Here is a 16,352-nt window from a genome sequence, read left to right as displayed (position 1 = left end):
GGCGGGGGTGCTGGACAATGGGGGACATGCCTTCCGCACTCCCCGACGGTGAGCCCGTCCCCGACGATGGCGCGCTGCCCGCGCGCGCCCTGGCCGGCGCGGCCGAGCGGCCCCTCGGGTTCTATCTGCACGTCCCGTACTGCGCGACCCGCTGCGGCTACTGCGACTTCAACACCTACACCGCCACCGAGCTGCGCGGCACCGGTGGCGTCCTCGCCTCCCGCGACAACTACGCGGACACGGTCCTCGACGAGATCCGTCTCGCCCGCAAGGTGCTCGGCGACGACCCGCGCCCCGTCCGCACCGTGTTCGTCGGCGGCGGCACGCCCACGCTGCTGGCCGCCGACGACCTCGTACGGATGCTGGGGGCGATCCGGGACGAGTTCGGTCTCGCGGACGGCGCGGAGGTGACGACGGAGGCGAACCCGGAGTCGGTCGACCCCGCCTATCTGGAGACCCTGCGCGCGGGCGGCTTCAACCGCCTCTCCTTCGGGATGCAGAGCGCCCGGCAGCACGTCCTGAAGATCCTCGACCGTACGCACACGCCGGGGCGCCCCGAGGCATGCGTCGCGGAGGCGCGCGCCGCCGGCTTCGACCACGTCAACCTCGATCTGATCTACGGCACACCGGGGGAGTCCGACGACGACTGGCGGGCCTCCCTGGACGCCGCGCTCGGGGCCGGACCGGATCACGTCTCGGCGTACGCGCTGATCGTGGAGGAGGGCACGCAGCTCGCGCGCCGCATCCGCCGGGGCGAGGTGCCGATGACCGACGACGACGTCCACGCCGACCGTTACCTCATCGCCGAGGAGATGCTCATCGCCGCCGGGTTCGACTGGTACGAGGTCTCCAACTGGGCCACCTCCGAGGCCGGACGCTGCCTGCACAACGAGCTGTACTGGCGCGGCGCCGACTGGTGGGGCGCGGGGCCGGGCGCCCACAGCCACGTCGGCGGCGTGCGCTGGTGGAACGTCAAGCACCCCGGCGCGTACGCGGGCGCGCTGGCGGCGGGGAAGTCGCCGGGCGCCGGGCGTGAGCTGTTGGCGGACGAGGACCGCCGTGTCGAGCGCATCCTGCTGGAGCTGCGGCTGCGGGAGGGGTGCCCGTTGTCGCTGCTGCGGGAGGAAGGCCTGGCGGCGGCCGGGCGGGCACTGGCTGACGGGCTGCTGGAGGCCGGGCCGTACGGGGAGGGGCGCGCGGTGCTCACCCTGCGGGGGCGGCTGCTGGCGGACGCGGTGGTGCGGGACCTGGTGGACTGATCACTCGGGCGAGCGAATCGGTGCGGAACGCCGGTTCGGTACCTAACCTGGTTCGTAGGCTGCCGCTAAAAGTACGCGGCGGATGTGGAGGGCCACGGAGATGACCGCTGTGGACGAGCGTGGAATGACCAAGTACTTCGAGGAGCTTGAGCCTCCCGAGGGCGTCAAGGTCGAGCTCCTCCGGGGGGAAATCGTTATGATGGCTGCTCCCGATCTGGTGCATAACCGGATCGTGACGGACGTGCAGGACCAGATCCCGCGTAAGCGCTGGGAACGGCTCCAGACGACGGATGTCGACATCACCGGCGAAGCCAGCGAGCCCATTCCGGACCTGCTCGTGCTGGAACGCGGCGTGGCTCCGGCCTCGGGAAATCTGGTTCCCTCTCAGTTGGCCACTTTGGTGGTCGAGGTGGTCTCGAAAACGAGTGTCGACCGGGACTACGGCGTCAAGCGATCCATCTACGCGGCAGGCAAGATTCCCGCTTATCTGATCGTCGACCCCATTGTGGCGCACTGCGTTCTCTTGACCGACCCGGTAGGAGAGGGGGACCAAGCGGACTACCGTGGACAGTGGATCACCAAGTTCGGTGATCCGGTGGTGCTCGAATCGCTCGACCTGAAGCTGGACACGAGCGAGTTCGGGACGGTCACCGGGGTGAGGCTTCACCGGCTGCCGTGACGAAGTCGATCAACTCCTCCACCCGCCCCAGCAACTCCGGCTCCAGATCCCTGTAGGAGTCGACCCGAGCCAGAATGGCCTGCCACACCGCCCCCGTGTTCTCCGCGGGCCACCCCAGCGCCCGGCACACCCCCGTCTTCCAGTCCTGCCCGCGCGGTACGCGCGGCCACGCCGCGATGCCCACCGACGACGGCTTCACCGCCTCCCAGACGTCGATGTACGGGTGGCCGACGACGAGCGCGTGCTCGCTGGTGACCGACGCCGCGATCCGGGACTCCTTGCTGCCGGGGACCAGATGGTCGACCAGGACCCCGAGACGGGCGTCCGGGCCCGGCGCGAAGTCCGCGACGATCGCGGGCAGGTCGTCCACGCCTTCCAGGTACTCCACGACCACGCCCTCGATGCGCAGGTCGTCGCCCCAGACCTTCTCGACCAGCTCGGCGTCGTGGCGGCCCTCCACGTAGATGCGCCCGGCGCGGGCCACGCGCGCGCGGGCGCCCGGGACGGCCACCGAACCCGAGGCGGTGCGGGAGGGACGGGCCGGGGCCGTCGACGAGGGACGCACCAGCGTCACCACCCGGCCCTCCAGCAGGAAGCCCCGGGGCTCCAGCGGGAACACGCGGTGCTTGCCGAAGCGGTCCTCCAGGGTCACCGTGCCCGCCTCGCAGCGGACGACCGCGCCGCAGAAGCCGGTGCCGGGCTCCTCGACGACCAGACCGGGGTCGGCCGGGACCTCGGGAGCCGGGGCGGGCTTCTTCCAGGGAGGGGTCAGATCGGGCGAGTACTGGCGCATTCGAGTGACGATAGGAGAAGCCGCACCCGGATGCCCGCGCCCTCAGCCCGACACGCCGAAACGGCGGGCCAGCGCGTCCCGCTGGGCCCGGACGAACGCCGCGTCCACCACCGCCCCGTGGCCGGGCACGTACAGCGCGTCCTCGCCGCCGAGGTCCAGCAGCCGGTCCAGGGCGGCCGGCCAGCGGGCGGGGATCGCGTCGGGGCCCGCCTGGGGTTCGCCGGACTCCTCCACCAGGTCCCCGCAGAACACGACCTCGCGTGAGCCGTCCGCGGTGCCCGGCACCAGGACCGCGAGGTCGTGGCCCGTGTGCCCCGGCCCCACGTTCGCCAGCAGGACCCGCAGGTCACCGCCCAGGTCGAGGGTCCATTCGCCGGACACGTGATGGCGGGGCGTCACGAGGAGGTCGGCCGCCTCCGTGGCGTCCGCCGGGGGGAGGCCGTGGTGCACGGCGTCCGTGCGGAGGGTCTCGCGGTCGCGGTCCAGGACGCCGTCGACCCCCACCGCGCCGAAGACCTCCACCCCGGCGAACGCGGCCGCTCCGAAGACATGGTCGAAATGCGGATGGGTGAGCGCGAGATGTGTCACACGGGCGCCACCGAGCAGCCGACCCGCCTCGGTGCGCAACCGCGCGCCCTCCCGCAGGCTCGAACCCGCGTCGATCAGCAGGGCCGCACCGTTGCCGACCACCAGCCCGGCCGTGCAGTCCCAGCCGGGCAGGCGGCACCGTCCGACCCGGGGTGTCAATTCCTGCCACCCGCACTCTTCCCAAGTCACCGTCATGCGCCGACGCTAGCCGTAGCTCCCCGAGGCGCACCGCGGCTCCCCGCCGCTTTTCGGCCGCCGGAGGGGGCCGGTCGTCGCGTACCCGGCGGTAGGACGAGGTCCGGCGGGCGCCCGACATCGTCGGACAGGTCGGTACACGTCGGCACGACATGGCTGGACCGGCCTTGCCGGGGGCGTACCCCACCGCCGTACACTGGGCGGGGAGTGTTGGCACTCGCCCGGGGTGAGTGCCAAGGGGAAGCCACAGGAGAGCGAGCTGGAGGTGTGCGCGGTGCTCAGTGAACGCAGGCTGCAGGTGCTGCGCGCCATCGTCCAGGACTACGTGGGCACCGAGGAGCCGGTCGGTTCCAAGGCGCTCACGGAGCGGCACAACCTGGGCGTCTCCCCGGCGACCGTCCGCAACGACATGGCGGCGCTGGAGGACGAGGGCTTCATCGCCCAGCCCCACACCAGCGCGGGCCGCATCCCCACCGACAAGGGGTACCGGCTCTTCGTCGACAAGCTGGCCGGCGTCAAACCGATGACCCCGCCCGAGCGGCGCGCCATCCAGAACTTCCTGGACGGCGCCGTCGACCTCGACGACGTGGTGGCGCGGACCGTACGGCTGCTCGCGCAGCTCACGCGGCAGGTCGCCGTCGTGCAGTATCCGTCGCTCACACGGTCGACGGTGCGGCACGTGGAGCTGCTGTCGCTGGCCCCCGCCCGGCTGATGCTCGTGCTGATCACGGACACGGGACGGGTGGAACAGCGGCTGGTCGACTGCCCGGCGCCGTTCGGAGAAACGTCACTCGCGGATCTGCGGGCCCGGCTCAACAGCAAGGTCGCGGGCCGCCGGTTCACCGACGTGCCGAGGCTGGTCGAGGACCTGCCCGAGGCGTTCGACGTCGAGGACCGGGGCACGGTCACGACGGTGCTCTCCACCCTGCTGGAGGCACTCGTCGAGGAGAGCGAGGAGCGGCTGATGATCGGCGGAACCGCCAATCTCACCCGCTTCGGACATGACTTCCCCCTCACCATCCGGCCCGTTCTGGAAGCCTTGGAGGAGCAGGTCGTCCTCCTCAAGTTGCTTGGCGAGGCCGGGGATTCGGGCATGACCGTACGCATCGGTCATGAGAACGCGTATGAGGGACTCAACTCCACGTCCGTCGTCTCCGTCGGCTACGGTTCGGGCGGCGAGGCAGTAGCGAAACTGGGCGTGGTCGGACCTACGCGCATGGACTATCCGGGAACGATGGGAGCGGTACGAGCGGTGGCACGGTACGTCGGACAGATCCTGGCGGAGTCTTAAGTGGCCACGGACTTTTACGCCGTGCTCGGCGTGCGCCGCGATGCGTCCCAGGACGAGATCAAGAAGGCGTTCCGGAGGCTCGCGCGCGAGCTGCACCCGGACGTCAATCCCGATCCGAAGACACAGGAGCGGTTCAAGGAGATCAACGCCGCCTACGAGGTGTTGTCGGACCCGCAGAAGAAGCAGGTCTACGACCTCGGCGGCGACCCCCTGTCCCAGGCGGGCGGCGGCGCGGGCGGCTTCGGCGCCGGCGGCTTCGGGAACTTCTCGGACATCATGGACGCCTTCTTCGGTACGGCGTCGCAGCGGGGTCCCCGCTCGCGCACGCGCCGGGGACAGGACGCGATGATCCGGCTGGAGATCGACCTCGACGAGGCGGCCTTCGGCACGACGAAGGACATCCAGGTCGACACCGCCATCGTCTGCACGACGTGCAGCGGCGAGGGCGCGGCCCCGGGCACGACCGCCCAGACCTGTGACATGTGCCGGGGCCGTGGTGAGGTCTCGCAGGTCACGCGGTCCTTCCTCGGCCAGGTCATGACCTCCCGGCCCTGCCCGCAGTGCCAGGGGTTCGGCACGATCGTCCCCAACCCGTGCCCCGAGTGCGCGGGCGACGGACGGGTGCGGTCGCGGCGGACGCTCACGGTCAAGATCCCGGCCGGTGTGGACAACGGCACGCGGATCCAGCTCGCCGGTGAGGGCGAGGTCGGGCCCGGCGGCGGTCCCGCCGGTGATCTCTACGTCGAGATCCACGAGCTGCCGCACTCGACGTTCCAGCGGCGCGGAGACGATCTGCACTGCACGGTGACGATCCCGATGACGGCGGCGTCGCTCGGCACGAAGGTGCCGCTGGAGACGCTGGACGGTCTGGAGGAGGTCGACATCCGGCCCGGGACCCAGTCCGGGCAGTCGATCCCGTTGCACGGCCGGGGTGTCACGCATCTGCGGGGCGGCGGCCGGGGCGATCTCATCGTCCACGTCGAGGTGCAGACGCCGACGAAGCTGGATCCCGAGCAGGAGGCGCTGCTGCGGCAGCTCGCGGTGCTTCGTGGTGAGGAGCGGCCCACGGGGCAGTTCCAGCCCGGGCAGCAGGGGCTGTTCTCCCGGCTGAAGGACGCGTTCAACGGGCGTTAGCCGTGCGGGTGCGGGTGCGGGTGCGTATGCGGATGCGTTGTCGGGTGCGGGTGCGTGGGGCTTCTCGCGAGGTTCCCCGCCCCCCTGAGGACCAGGCCCGCGGCGAACCGCGCGACCAGCCCCCACCCGCCCGCACCCGAACACACGACCGCCCCCGATTCGGCGATGTCCACAGGACAGTGGCACCATGCCGTCATGTCCTCCGCGCTGACCGATCTCGTCCCGCTGCCGATCGTGCAGGCCCCCATGGCGGGCGGCGTGTCCGTGCCGCGGCTGGCCGCCGCCGTGTCCGAGGCGGGCGGGCTGGGGTTCCTCGCCGCCGGGTACAAGACGGCCGACGGGATGTACCAGGAGGTCAAGGCGCTCCGGGCCCTGACCTCGCGCCCCTTCGGCGTGAACCTGTTCATGCCACAGCCGGAGTACGCCGAGCCGGCCGCCGTCGACGTCTACGCGGAGCAGCTGGCCGGTGAGGCCACCTGGTACGACGCCGAGCTGGGCGACCCGGACAGCGGACGCGACGACGGCTACGAGGCCAAGCTGGCCGTGCTGCTCGACAACCCCGTCCCGGTGGTGTCGTTCCACTTCGGCTGTCCGACCCCGCAGGTCGTGGAGTCCCTCGCCCGCAAGGGCACGCTCACCCTCGTCACCGCGACCTCGGCGGAGGAGGCCCAGGCCGTGGAGCGGTCCGGGGCCCACGCCGTGATCGTGCAGGGCGTCGAGGCCGGCGGCCACCAGGGCACGCACCGGGACGACCCCGAGCGGGACTGCGCCGGCATCGGTCTGCTCGCCCTGGTCGCACAGGTCCGCGAGGCCGTGGCCCTGCCGATCGTCGCGGCCGGCGGCATCATGCGCGGTGGTCAGATCGCCGCCCTCCTCACGGCGGGCGTGAGCGCGGCCCAGCTCGGCACGGCCTTCCTCGCCACCCCCGAGTCCGGCGCGCACACCGTGCACAAGCTGGCCCTGACCGACCCCCTCTTCGTCCGCACCGAGCTGACGCGTGCCTTCTCCGGCCGCCCGGCCCGCGGCCTGCTCAACCGCTTCCTGCGCGAGCACGGCCCGTACGCGCCCGTCGCCTACCCGGAGGTCCACCACCTCACCTCGCCGCTGCGCAAGGCCGCCGCCAAGGCCGGCGACGCCCAGGGCATGGCGCTGTGGGCCGGGCAGGGGCACCGGATGGCCCGGGACCTGCCGGCCGGGGAACTGGTCGGGGTGCTGGCCGCCGAGATCGCCGCCGCGCAGGCCGAGCAGGCCGCCGCGCGGGTCGGCGGGACGGGCGGGGCCCGAGGCGGGAGCGAGGGCCGATGACCGCTCCGGTGTTCGTGGTGGACGGGTTCGACGGCCTGGGACCGGAGATCGTGGTCGACGGCCCCGAAGGGCGGCACGCCGTCTCGGTGAAGCGGCTGCAGCCCGGTGAGGACGTCGTCCTCACCGACGGGCGGGGCCGGTGGCTGAACGGCGTGGTGAAGGCCGCCGAGGGCAAGGACCGGCTGGTCGTCATGGACACGGGGGGCCTGGTCGAGGAGCTTCCCGCGCAGCCCCGTCTCACCGTCGTCCAGGCGCTGCCCAAGGGCGACCGGGGCGAACTGGCCGTGGAGACCATGACCGAGGTCGGCATCGACGCGATCGTGCCCTGGGCCGCCTCCCGCTGCATCACCCAGTGGCGGGGCGAGCGGGGGCTGAAGGCGCTCGCCAAGTGGCGGGCCACCGCGCGGGAGGCGGGCAAGCAGTCCCGCCGGACGCGCTTCCCCGAGGTCGCGGACGCGGCCACGAGCAAGCAGGTCGCGGCACTGCTGGCGAACGCCGACTTCGCCGCCGTCCTGCACGAGAGCGGCGACGAGACACTGGCCACGGCCGAGCTGCCGACGGCCGGGGAGATCGTGCTCGTCGTGGGGCCCGAGGGGGGCGTGTCGCCGGAGGAGCTGGCGCTCTTCGGCGAGGCGGGCGCGGGGGCGTACCGACTCGGGCCCAGTGTGCTGCGCACGTCGACCGCCGGGACGGCGGCCGGGGCGCTGCTGCTGGGCAGAACCGGACGCTGGTCCTGACCGCCCCGGTCCGGGCCCCGTCCCCACAACCCCTGGGAGCATCGTGGAACTCGCCCAAGTAAGGCTGCTCGTCTCCGACTTCGCCGCGTGCTATCGCTTCTACGCCGATGTCCTCGGGCTGAAGCCGCAGTCCGGGGCGGCCGAGGGGCCGTACGAGAAGTTCAGTCCGGCGATCGGGTCCGCGGGGATCGCCCTGCAGGACCGGGCGATGATGGCGGAGGTCCTCGGGGAGCTGGCCGACGCGGCGAACGGGCACCGGTCGCTGGTCGTCCTGCGGGTCGACGACCTCGACGCGTACTGCGAGCAGATCACCGAACGCGGTGCACAGCTCCTGCACGGGCCCGCACTCATGACCGACCGGATGCGCGTGGCCCATCTCAAGGACCCCGAGGGGAACTTGGTGGAGCTGCAGGAATGGCTGCTGATGCGCGGCTGAGGCGCCCGCGCGCCCGCCCAACCCCGGTTCACCCTTCCCGGCGGCATGACCGCACGCGGTCTTCCGTGACGCGGCGGGCGGTGGCAGGCTGCCGTGCATGCGGGTATGGAGGCGTGTCAGGTCGCACCGGACCGGCGGGCGCCGGCTCCTGCTGGGAGCCGGGCTCGGACTCGGCGCTGTCATGAGCCTGGTGGCCTGCGAGGGCGGCGGGCTCAACACCGGCGCGGTCGCGTTCACGACGGACCAGCTGGCCACCAAGGAGCTGGAGCGGGAGGGCCTCGACGTCCGGTGGCTCACCTGCACGGCCTCGTACGACGGCGACGCGGGAAAGAAGTCCGGGTCGCCGTCCGCGTCCGTCGCCACCGTCGCGAACGTCGACTGCACGGGCGAGGACGGGGAAGGCCGGGACATCAGCCTCACCGGGAAGGTGACGAAGGAGGTCAACGGCAGGTGCGTACGCGGGGACCTGACCGCGAAGGTCGGCGGCAAGGAGTGGTTCCACGTCGAGGGGCTCGGCAACTGCGACGCCCCCGCCCCGAGCAACGGGCCGCGGGATCCCGACCGGCCGGGACCGACCGTGACGGTCACCGTCACCCAGACCATCTGGTGCCAGAAGGACCCGGCGTGTGTGCCCGAGGGCAAGTGAGGCCCCGCGCGAGGGACCTGGTCCCTCGCGAGGGACATGATCCAAACCCCTCCCAATCAGTCCGAACGCTGCTTACAGTGACCGGGTGACTCAGCTCGCGTATTTCCGGTATCCGCACCTGCACGGCGACCTGGTCGCCTTCACCGCCGAGGACGACGTGTGGGTCGCGCCTCTGGACGGCGGCCGTGCCTGGCGGGTCAGCGCGGACAACGTGCCCGTGAACCATCCCCGGATCTCCCCGGACGGCACCACCGTCGCGTGGACCTCCACGCGGGACGGCGCGCCCGAGGTGCATGTCGCGCCCGTCGACGGCGGTTCGGCCAAGCGCCTGACGTACTGGGGCAGTTGGCGCACCCAGGTACGCGGCTGGACGCCCGAGGGCCGGGTCCTCGCGCTCAGCACCCACGGACAGGCCAGCCTCCGGCGCAGCTGGGCCCGCGCCGTCCCGCTCGACGGCGGCCCGGCCACCACTCTCCCGTACGGGCCGGTCGGTGATGTCGCCCACGGCCCCGCGACCGTGCTGCTGTCCGCGCCGATGGGCCGCGAGGCCGCCTGGTGGAAGCGGTACCGGGGCGGCACGGCGGGCAAGCTGTGGATCGACCGCGCGACCGAGGAAGGCGAGGGCGCCGGGGAATTCGCGCGGCTGCACGCCGACTTGGACGGAAACATCGAGTACCCGCTGTGGGTGGGTGACCGGATCGCCTTCCTCTCCGACCACGAGGGCGTCGGGGCGCTGTACTCCTCCCTCGCGGACGGCTCGGACCTGCGCCGCCACACCCCGCTCGACGGCTTCTACGCCCGGCACGCGGCCACCGACGGCACCCGGGTCGTGTACGCGTCCGCCGGTGAACTGTGGCTCCTGGACGACCTGGACGGGGCCGAGCCGCGCGGGCTCGACATCCGGCTCGGCGGACAGCGCGTCGACCTCCAGCCGTTCCCGGTGAACGCCTCCCGCTGGCTCGGCTCCGCCTCGCCCGACCACACGGCCCGGGGCAGCGCCGTCTCCGTACGCGGCTCGATCCACTGGGTCACCCACCGCTCCGGCCCCGCCCGCGCGCTCGTCGCCGAGGACGGCGTACGGGCCCGGCTGCCGCGCACCTTCCGGGTGGAGGGCGAGGAGTGGGTGGTCTGGGTGACGGACGCGGAGGGCGACGACGGGCTGGAGTTCGCCCCGGCGACCGGTCTCGCCCCGGGCGCCACCCCACGCCGGCTCGCCGCGGGGCAGCTGGGCCGGGTCCTCGGGCTCGCGGTCGCGCCCGACGGCAGCCGGGTCGCCGTCGCCGCGCACGACGGCCGGGTCCTGCTCGTCGAACGGGAGTCGGGTGAGGTGCGGGAGGTCGACCGGAGCGAGGACGGCGAGGTCTCCGGGCTGGTCTTCTCGCCCGACTCCGCCTGGCTCGCCTGGTCGCACCCCGGCCCGCGCCCGCTGCGTCAGCTCAAGCTCGCCAACACCGCCGACCTGTCCGTCACCGAGGCGACCCCGCTGCGCTTCCAGGACTTCTCACCGACGTTCACCCTCGACGGCAAGCACCTCGCCTTCCTCTCCGCCCGCGCCTTCGACCCCGTCTACGACGAACACGTCTTCGACCTCCACTTCGTCAGCGGGGCCCGGCCGCACCTCATCACGCTCGCCGCGACCACCCCGTCGCCCTTCGGGCCGCAGCGGCACGGCCGCCCCTTCGAGGCGCCCGACAAGGACGAGACCCCGGACAGCGAGGGCGCCCCGGCGACCCGGATCGACCTCGACGGTCTCGCCGACCGGATCGTCCCCTTCCCGGTCGAGGCCGGCCGCTACTCGACCCTCCGCGCCGCCAAGGACGGCGTCCTGTGGCTGCGCCACCCCGTCACCGGCGTCCTCGGCCACTCCCGGGCCACCCCCGACGATCCCGACCCCAAGACGTCCCTGGAGCGCTACGACCTCGCCCAGCGGCGCCTGGAGTACCTCGCCTCCGACGCCGACCACGTCGCCGTCAGCGGCGACGGCAAGCGGGTCCTGCTGTGGACCGACGGCAAGCTCAAGGTCGTCCCCAGCGACCGGCGCGCCTCGAACGACGACGAGAGCGACAGCAACATCACCGTCGACCTCTCGCGCGTACGGCGGACCGTCGACCCGGCCGCCGAGTGGCGCCAGATGTTCGACGAGACCGGCCGTCTGATGCGGGACAACTTCTGGCGCCCGGACCTCGGCGGGGTGGACTGGGACGCCGTCCTGGACCGGTACCGCCCGGTCCTGGAGCGCGTGGCCACCCACGACGACCTCGTGGACCTGCTGTGGGAGGTGCAGGGCGAGCTGGGCACCTCCCACGCCTACGTCACCCCGCGCGGCCGGGGCGGATCCGGCGACCGGCGGCAGGGGCTGCTCGGGGCGGACGTCTCCCGGCACGAGGACGGCCCGCAGGGATCGGCCCTGTGGCGCATCGACCGGGTGCTGCCCTCCGAGACCTCCGACCCCGACGCGCACTCGCCGCTCGCCGCGCCGGGTGTGGCCGTGCGGGCCGGGGACGCGATCGTCGCCGTGGGCGGGCAGCCGGTCGACCCGGTGGCCGGGCCCGGACCGCTGCTCGTCGGCACGGCGGGCAAGGCGGTCGAGCTGACCGTCCTGCCGTCCGGCGGCGGGGATCTGCGCCACCCCGTGGTGGTGCCCATCTCCGACGAGGAGCCGCTGCGGTACCACGCCTGGGTGGCGGACCGGCGGGCCTATGTCCACGAGAGGTCCGGCGGCCGGCTCGGATATCTGCACGTGCCCGACATGGTCGGCTCCGGCTGGGCGCAGCTCCACCGCGATCTGCGGGTGGAGGTCGCCCGGGAGGGACTCGTCGTGGACGTCCGGGAGAACCGGGGCGGGCACACCTCCCAGCTCGTGGTGGAGAAACTGGCCCGGCGGATCGTCGGCTGGGACCTGCCGCGCGGGATGCGCGCGACCAGCTACCCCGACGACGCGCCCCGCGGGCCCGTCGTCGCCGTCGCCAACGAGTTCTCCGGGTCCGACGGGGACATCGTCAACGCGGCGATCAAGGCGCTCGGGATCGGGCCGGTCGTGGGGACGCGGACGTGGGGTGGTGTCGTCGGGATCGACAGCCGGTACCGGCTGGTGGACGGGACGCTCGTGACCCAGCCGAAGTACGCCTTCTGGTTGGAGGGGTACGGGTGGGGGGTCGAGAACCACGGGGTCGACCCGGACGTGGAGGTCGTGCAGGCGCCCCAGGACCACGCGGCCGGGCGCGACCCCCAGCTCGACGAGGCGATCCGGATCGCGCTGGAGGGATTGGAGTCGACGCCGGCGAGGACGGCACCCGCGCTGCCGGAGTCGTAGCCGCGCGGGTTCGTTGCCGGGGTGTGGGTTCGATGTGGGGTGCGGGTGCGGGTGCGGGTGCGGGTGCGAGTGCGTGGGGGCTGATCGCGCGTTCCCCGCGCCCCTGAAAGGCAGGGGCTGCGCCGCCTGCTTTTCGGGCCCGCCGCCGAACACCTTTCAGGGCCGCGGGGGACCTGATCTTTTGGGGGCGCGGGGAACTGCGCGAGAAGCCTCCACGGACCCGCACCCGACGACGCACCCTGGCGATAGCATGCCCCGGTAGGCGATCACCGGTGCTGGGAGGCAACACATGGCTGGGGAGCCGCAGGACGACTGTCTGTTCTGCAGGATCGTGGCGGGACGCGTACCGGCGACGATCGTGCGGGAGACCGACACGACGGTCGCGTTCAGGGACATCAACCCACAGGCACCGACCCACGTCCTGGTCATCCCGAAGGCGCACTACGCCGACGCCGCGACCCTCGCCACCGCCGCCCCGGACCTCGCCGCCGACGTCCTGCGCGAGACGAAGGCCGTCGCCGACGAGGACAAGCTGGAGAGCTACCGCATCGTCTTCAACACCGGCACCGGCGCCGGCCAGACCGTGTTCCACGCGCACGCCCACGTCGTCGGCGGCCGCGGCCTGCAGTGGCCCCCCGGGTAGAGCGCCGTGTCCGTACGTGAACTGGTCGTCCTCGGCACGGCCAGCCAGGTCCCGACCCGGCACCGCAACCACAACGGCTATCTGCTGCGCTGGGACGCGGAGGGGCTGCTGTTCGACCCCGGCGAGGGCACCCAGCGGCAGATGCTGCGCGCCGGCGTCGCCGCACACGACCTGAACCGCATATGCGTCACCCACTTCCACGGCGACCACTCGCTGGGGCTGGCCGGTGTCGTCCAGCGGATCAACCTCGACCGCGTCCCGCACGACGTCACCGCCCACTACCCGCGCTCCGGGCAGCGGTTCTTCGACCGCCTGCGCTACGCCACCGCCTACCGGGAGACGGTCCGGCTGATCGAGGCGCCGGTCGACGGCGAGGGCGGGACACTCGCCGCCACACCGTCGTACACCCTGGACGCGCGCAGGCTCTCGCACCCCGTCGAGTCGTACGGCTACCGGCTCGTGGAGCCGGACGGGCGCCGGATGCTGCCCGAGCGGCTCGCCGAGCGCGGCATCAAGGGGCCGGACATCGGACGGATCCAGCGGGAGGGCGCGGTCGGTGACGTCACGCTGGACGACGTGAGCGAGCCGCGGCGCGGCCAGCGGTTCGCGTTCGTCATGGACACCCGGCTGTGCGACGGGGTCTACGCCCTCGCCGACGCGGCCGACATGCTCGTCATCGAGTCCACGTTCCTCGACGAGGACGTCCGACTCGCCGTCGACCACGGTCATCTGACGGCCGGTCAGGCCGCCTCGGTGGCCCGTGACTGCGGCGTACGGCATCTCGTGCTCACGCACTTCAGCCAGCGGTACTCCGAGCCCGCCGAGTTCGAACGGCAGGCGCGGGCCGCCGGGTTCGAGGGCGAGCTGACCGTGGCGCACGACCTCATGCGGGTGGCACTTCCGAAACGGCGGTAGAGCGGCCGTACGATGCTTTGATGTCCCTCCCCAAAGCTGAACTGCACCTGCACATCGAAGGCACCCTGGAGCCGGAGCTGGCGTTCGCGCTGGCCGCCCGGAACGGGGTGGCGCTGCCGTACGCGGACACGGACGCGCTCCGCAAGGCGTACGAGTTCGAGGATCTGCAGTCCTTCCTGAACCTGTACTACGAGCTGATGGCCGTCCTGCGCACCGAGCGGGACTTCGCCGACCTCGCCGACGCCTATCTGGCCCGCGCCGCCGCCCAGGGCGTACGCCACGCGGAGATCTTCTTCGATCCGCAGGCCCACCTCGCGCGCGGTGTCGGGATGGGGACGGTCGTCGAGGGGCTGTGGCGGGCGCTGGGCAGGAGCGAGGAGACGCACGGGATCACCACCCAGCTGATCATGTGCTTCCTGCGCGACGAGTCCGCCGCGTCGGCCCTGGACACCCTGGAGGCCGCCGAGCCGTATCTCGACCGGATCGTCGGGATCGGGCTGGACTCCGCCGAGGTCGGGCATCCGCCGGCCAAGTTCCGCGCGGTCTACGAGGCGGCCGCCGCGCTGGGGCTGCGGCGGGTCGCGCACGCGGGGGAGGAGGGGCCGCCGGAGTACATCACCGAGGCCCTGGACGTCCTCGGTGTCGAACGCGTCGACCACGGGCTGCGGTGCATGGAGGACCCGGCCCTCGTCGAGCGGCTGGTACGGGACCGGATCCCGCTGACGCTGTGCCCGTTGTCGAACGTCCGGCTGCGGACCGTCGACACGCTCGCCGACCACCCGCTGCCCGCCATGCTCGACGCGGGCCTGCTCTGCACGGTCAACTCCGACGACCCGGCCTACTTCGGCGGCTACGCCGGCGACAACTTCGACGCCGTGGGGCGCACGCTGGGTCTCGGCGAGGAGCGGCTGCGCGAACTGGCCCGCAACTCCTTCACCGCCTCCTTCCTGGAGCACGACGAGGAGCGGCGGGCCCGGTATCTCGCCGAGGTGGACGCCTACGAGTTCGGGTGAGGGGCGAGGCGTCAGGCCGACCGGCGGAAGCCGATCGTGGGGACGGCGCGGCGCAGCGGCCAGGGGCTGACGTGGTCCTTGGGCAGGAGATCCGCCAGGAAGGCGTACCGGCGCAGTGCCGCGGGGTCCTGGTCCTCCAGGGACCGCACCCGGTGCCACCACGCGGCCAGCTCCGACCAGCCGGGGGCGGACAGCGAACCGCCGAACTCCTGGACCGACAGCGCGGCGGTCAGACCCGCGAAGGCCAGCCGGTCCGCGAGGGGCCAGTCGGCGAGGGTGCCGGTGACGAAGCCGGCGACGAACACGTCACCCGCGCCCGTGGGGTCCAGGGCCTGCACGGCGATGGCCGGCACCTCCGCCGTCTCGCCGGTCCGGCCGTCCACGGCGTACGCGCCCTCCGCGCCGAGGGTCACCACGGCCACCGGGACGTGGTCGGTGAGGGCGCGGGCGGCGGCCCGGGGGCAGTCGGCGCCGGTGTAGCGCATCGCCTCGGCGGCGTTGGGCAGGAACGCCTCGCAGTGGGCGAGATCGGGCAGGGCCGACAGGTCCCAGGCGCCGGTCTCGTCCCAGCCGACGTCCGCGAAGATCCGGGTGCCCTTGCTCGCGGCGCGCACGATCCAGGGGGCGCGCACGCCGGGTGTGAGGGAGGCGACGGCGGCGCGGGCGTGCGGCGGGTACTCCGGCTCGGACTGCTCCGGGGGTGTCGCGTGGCCGTGGGAGACCATGGTGCGTTCGCCCTCGTAGGCCATCGAGACCGTGACCGGGGAGTGCCAGCCGAGGACCGTGCGGGAGGCGGAGAGGTCGATGCCCTCGCCCTGCTCCAGGGCGTCCCAGCAGTACTCGCCGTAGTGGTCGTCGCCGAAGGCCGCCGCGAGGGAGGTCTTCAGGCCCAGCCGGGCCAGGGCCGTCGCCATGTTGGCCACGCCGCCGGGGCTCGATCCCATGCCGCGCGCCCAGGACTCCGTGCCGCGCACCGGGGCGGAGTCGAGGCCGGTGAAGATGATGTCGAGGAAGACGGTGCCGGTCAGGTAGACGTCCCAGGGCGGGTCGTCCGGTGCTCTCAGGGACCCCAGCGGGTCCACCTGTTGCCGGTGTGGTCGCTCTCCCTTGAACGCGGTCACGGTGTGCTCCCTGGCGTGGTGCGGATCCAGTAAGTCTGCACCAAGTGCTCCGCCGGGGGGCGGGGGGCGCGGGGTGGGCCCTGGGGTGTGTGGCGCGGGTGGGGGGCGTTCCAACGGGGCTGCCGCCCCTGTGACCTCGCTGTGCGCCTTTCGGATCGGTCCCTTCCGGATTCTGGCGGCCGCGGGTCGTGGGGGTTGTTCGCGCAGTTCCCCGCGCCCCTGAAAGGCACGGGCTGCGCCCGGCGCTTTCAGGCCCGCACCCCGGCGCTTTCAGGCCCGCACCC

Annotated in this window: 15 protein-coding genes; 12 read left to right on the top strand and 3 right to left on the bottom strand. The window is 72.8% G+C overall.

Annotated features, from left to right (window positions below; all coding sequences use genetic code 11):
* Nucleotides 1–26: 26 nt before the first annotated feature.
* Both hemW and STRBO_RS0132640 read left to right on the top strand, forming a co-directional pair.
* Entirely contained in the window at nt 27–1,259 is a 1,233-nt protein-coding gene (gene hemW, locus STRBO_RS0132645; RefSeq protein WP_028796969.1) for a radical SAM family heme chaperone HemW, read from the top strand.
* A gap of 100 nt (nt 1,260–1,359) precedes the next feature.
* On the top strand, nt 1,360–1,938 hold the full coding sequence (locus tag STRBO_RS0132640) for a Uma2 family endonuclease (RefSeq protein ID WP_020665649.1): 579 nt from the start codon (nt 1,360–1,362) through the stop codon (nt 1,936–1,938).
* Here the strand turns inward: STRBO_RS0132640 and STRBO_RS0132635 are convergent.
* The gene (locus STRBO_RS0132635) at nt 1,907–2,731 is read right to left on the bottom strand and encodes a DUF3097 domain-containing protein (protein ID WP_005479265.1); all 825 of its coding nucleotides are present in this window, start codon (nt 2,729–2,731) and stop codon (nt 1,907–1,909) included. The two genes, STRBO_RS0132640 and STRBO_RS0132635, sit on opposite strands and share 32 nt — an antisense overlap.
* A 42-nt stretch (nt 2,732–2,773) precedes the next feature.
* On the bottom strand, nt 2,774–3,514 hold the full coding sequence (locus STRBO_RS0132630) for an MBL fold metallo-hydrolase (protein WP_005479263.1): 741 nt from the start codon (nt 3,512–3,514) through the stop codon (nt 2,774–2,776).
* Between the two features lie 274 nt (nt 3,515–3,788).
* On the opposite strand from STRBO_RS0132630, the gene hrcA reads away from it, so the two are divergent.
* The 10 genes from hrcA (at nt 3,789) to STRBO_RS0132580 (ending at nt 14,947) form a co-directional block, all read left to right on the top strand.
* On the top strand, nt 3,789–4,805 hold the full coding sequence (gene hrcA, locus STRBO_RS0132625) for a heat-inducible transcriptional repressor HrcA (protein ID WP_028796968.1): 1,017 nt from the start codon (nt 3,789–3,791) through the stop codon (nt 4,803–4,805).
* Nucleotides 4,806–5,939: a molecular chaperone DnaJ gene (gene dnaJ / locus STRBO_RS0132620; protein WP_005479261.1), complete on the top strand. Its 1,134-nt coding sequence runs from the start codon at nt 4,806–4,808 to the stop codon at nt 5,937–5,939. It abuts the gene before it with no gap.
* Between the two features lie 195 nt (nt 5,940–6,134).
* Nucleotides 6,135–7,244 carry a nitronate monooxygenase gene (locus STRBO_RS0132615; protein WP_020115427.1) on the top strand — a complete coding sequence of 370 codons (1,110 nt, stop codon included), beginning with the start codon at nt 6,135–6,137 and terminating at the stop codon, nt 7,242–7,244.
* Nucleotides 7,241–7,981 carry a 16S rRNA (uracil(1498)-N(3))-methyltransferase gene (locus STRBO_RS0132610; protein WP_005479258.1) on the top strand — a complete coding sequence of 247 codons (741 nt, stop codon included), beginning with the start codon at nt 7,241–7,243 and terminating at the stop codon, nt 7,979–7,981. The genes STRBO_RS0132615 and STRBO_RS0132610 overlap by 4 nt, the downstream gene beginning before the upstream one ends.
* A gap of 43 nt (nt 7,982–8,024) precedes the next feature.
* On the top strand, nt 8,025–8,417 hold the full coding sequence (locus STRBO_RS0132605; protein WP_005479256.1) for a VOC family protein: 393 nt from the start codon (nt 8,025–8,027) through the stop codon (nt 8,415–8,417).
* A gap of 181 nt (nt 8,418–8,598) precedes the next feature.
* Nucleotides 8,599–9,063, top strand: coding sequence for a hypothetical protein (locus STRBO_RS0132600; protein ID WP_005479254.1), 465 nt, complete (start codon nt 8,599–8,601; stop codon nt 9,061–9,063).
* Nucleotides 9,064–9,148: 85 nt separating this feature from the next.
* Entirely contained in the window at nt 9,149–12,376 is a 3,228-nt protein-coding gene (locus tag STRBO_RS0132595) for a S41 family peptidase (protein WP_005479253.1), read from the top strand.
* A 289-nt stretch (nt 12,377–12,665) separates the two neighbouring features.
* Nucleotides 12,666–13,019: a histidine triad nucleotide-binding protein gene (locus STRBO_RS0132590; protein ID WP_005479250.1), complete on the top strand. Its 354-nt coding sequence runs from the start codon at nt 12,666–12,668 to the stop codon at nt 13,017–13,019.
* Between the two features lie 6 nt (nt 13,020–13,025).
* Entirely contained in the window at nt 13,026–13,934 is a 909-nt protein-coding gene (locus STRBO_RS0132585) for a ribonuclease Z (protein ID WP_005479248.1), read from the top strand.
* Between the two features lie 20 nt (nt 13,935–13,954).
* Nucleotides 13,955–14,947 carry an adenosine deaminase gene (locus STRBO_RS0132580; RefSeq protein WP_005479242.1) on the top strand — a complete coding sequence of 331 codons (993 nt, stop codon included), beginning with the start codon at nt 13,955–13,957 and terminating at the stop codon, nt 14,945–14,947.
* An 11-nt stretch (nt 14,948–14,958) separates the two neighbouring features.
* On the opposite strand, the gene STRBO_RS0132575 is transcribed toward STRBO_RS0132580, so the two are convergent.
* Nucleotides 14,959–16,068 carry a carbohydrate kinase family protein gene (locus STRBO_RS0132575; protein WP_005479241.1) on the bottom strand — a complete coding sequence of 370 codons (1,110 nt, stop codon included), beginning with the start codon at nt 16,066–16,068 and terminating at the stop codon, nt 14,959–14,961.
* Between the last annotated feature and the right edge of the window lie 284 nt (nt 16,069–16,352).

The sequence above is a fragment of the Streptomyces bottropensis ATCC 25435 genome (assembly GCF_000383595.1).
Classification (GTDB): domain Bacteria; phylum Actinomycetota; class Actinomycetes; order Streptomycetales; family Streptomycetaceae; genus Streptomyces; species Streptomyces bottropensis.
The sequence above is the reverse complement of the archived record's forward strand: the minus strand, read 5'-3'. Positions and strand labels throughout refer to the sequence as shown.

What these genes read in the sequence shown, in the direction of transcription:
- hemW (WP_028796969.1), top strand. Translation starts at nt 27, where the DNA reads ATGCCTTCCGCACTCCCCGACGGTGAGCCCGTCCCCGACGATGGCGCG.
- STRBO_RS0132640 (WP_020665649.1), top strand. Translation starts at nt 1,360, where the DNA reads ATGACCGCTGTGGACGAGCGTGGAATGACCAAGTACTTCGAGGAGCTT.
- STRBO_RS0132580 (WP_005479242.1), top strand. Translation starts at nt 13,955, where the DNA reads ATGTCCCTCCCCAAAGCTGAACTGCACCTGCACATCGAAGGCACCCTG.
- STRBO_RS0132630 (WP_005479263.1), bottom strand. Translation starts at nt 3,514, where the DNA reads ATGACGGTGACTTGGGAAGAGTGCGGGTGGCAGGAATTGACACCCCGG.
- STRBO_RS0132610 (WP_005479258.1), top strand. Translation starts at nt 7,241, where the DNA reads ATGACCGCTCCGGTGTTCGTGGTGGACGGGTTCGACGGCCTGGGACCG.
- STRBO_RS0132635 (WP_005479265.1), bottom strand. Translation starts at nt 2,731, where the DNA reads ATGCGCCAGTACTCGCCCGATCTGACCCCTCCCTGGAAGAAGCCCGCC.
- STRBO_RS0132615 (WP_020115427.1), top strand. Translation starts at nt 6,135, where the DNA reads ATGTCCTCCGCGCTGACCGATCTCGTCCCGCTGCCGATCGTGCAGGCC.
- STRBO_RS0132600 (WP_005479254.1), top strand. Translation starts at nt 8,599, where the DNA reads ATGAGCCTGGTGGCCTGCGAGGGCGGCGGGCTCAACACCGGCGCGGTC.
- STRBO_RS0132590 (WP_005479250.1), top strand. Translation starts at nt 12,666, where the DNA reads ATGGCTGGGGAGCCGCAGGACGACTGTCTGTTCTGCAGGATCGTGGCG.